This is a genomic window from Variovorax sp. GW821-FHT09B01, assembly GCF_059418345.1.
In genome coordinates this window covers 1-1452 of the sequence record NZ_JBWKPQ010000056.1, presented here as the reverse complement: position 1 = coordinate 1452, position 1452 = coordinate 1, and the positions used below count along the sequence as shown (strand labels likewise).

At 61.4% G+C, this 1452-nt stretch carries 1 pseudogene; it reads right to left on the bottom strand.

From position 1 onward, the window contains the following. Positions 1–8 precede the first annotated feature (8 nt). Positions 9–1384 (bottom strand): annotated as a pseudogene (locus tag AC07RV_RS45795) (IS30 family transposase). Positions 1385–1452: the final 68 nt, after the last annotated feature.

The window sequence follows — 1452 nt, the reverse complement described above, 5'->3', positions numbered from 1 at the left end:
GGGTGGATTCAACCGGTCGTCGCAACACGGATTACGCGGCGGATTTTAGGTAGTCGTTAAGCGCCTCCGCGGGAGTCCTCCAGTCCAACGTTTTGCGTGGTCTGCTATTCAAGGAGTTGGCCACAGCTTGAAGCTCACGCACGTCCCATCGGGACAGGTCAGTGCCCTTGGGAAAGTACTGGCGTAGCAGGCCATTGGTGTTCTCGTTCGTGCCGCGCTGCCAGGGGCTGTGTGGGTCGGCGAAGAAGACCTTCACGCCCGATTCAATGGTGAACCGAACATGGTCGGACAGCTCCTTGCCACGGTCCCAGGTCAGTGACTGCCACAGTTGCGTAGGCATCGTGCTCACTGCTTTCTTGAGCGCATTGGCCATGGTGATGGCGCCATAGCCCGCCAGCGCAGGTCCGTTCTTCGTTCGGGGAGTCAGTCCATAGCCGGCCTCGCGCGGCAAATGCACGAGCATGGTGAAGCGGGTTGATCGCTCCACCAGCGTGCCGATGGCAGACCGGTCCAGCCCGATGATCAGGTCTCCTTCCCAATGACCAGGAACGGCACGATCATCGGCCTGTGGCGGTCGGTTGGAAATCATCACTTCCTCGCTGACGTGTGCCCATGCCTTGGCTTGGGCCCTGGCCCGCGGCGTACGCAAGGCACGGCCCGTGCGCAGATAGCTCACCAGCTCGCGCTTGAGAGCCCCTCGGCCCTGGATGTACAGGGACTGGTAGATGGCTTCATGGGAGATGCGCATCGATGGATCATCGGGGAAGTCGATCCGCAAGCGATGTGCGATCTGCTCCGGTGACCAACCCTTCACCCACTTGCGGTCTCCGCGGTGCGGTTTGTTGCGCCCAATGAATGGTGCCTGCCGAGGGCCAGTGACTTCTTTGCCGCGGCTGTCATGCAGCTTGCCTTCCAAGCGATCTTGAACATAGCGACGCAGTTGCGGGTTGGTGACCAGCTTGGCCGGCTTTGGCCTCTTGGCCACAAGCTCGGCCTTCCACTGTGCGACCGATGCCCGGTAGTCGAGTTTGCCACTGCGTGTTGCGGCGTTGCGCGTCAGCTCTCGCGAGACGGTCGAGGGGCTTCGTCCCAAACGACGGGCTATCTCCCTCACACCAATATCCTGGGCCCGCAGCAAGGCAATCTCTTCTCGTTCTGCAAAGGACAGGTACCGCTCGGAAACAGGTGTCGACATGAACAATGGCATGCCGCCACGATGCCGGAACCAGCGCGAGCCCACCGGCTGTGACACGCCGACGGCTTCAGCGGCCTTCTCGCTCGTGATTCCGGTGGCAATTTGCTGCCAGAACTGTCGTTCCACTTCCCGTCGCAGCGACGGCGCTCCAGGCGAGCGCATCGCACCACGCCCCGTCAACTTCTGCATCCAACCCGCAGGTCGGCCCATAGAAACCTCCTTGATTGAAGGTGTTGCGACGACCGGTTGAATCCACC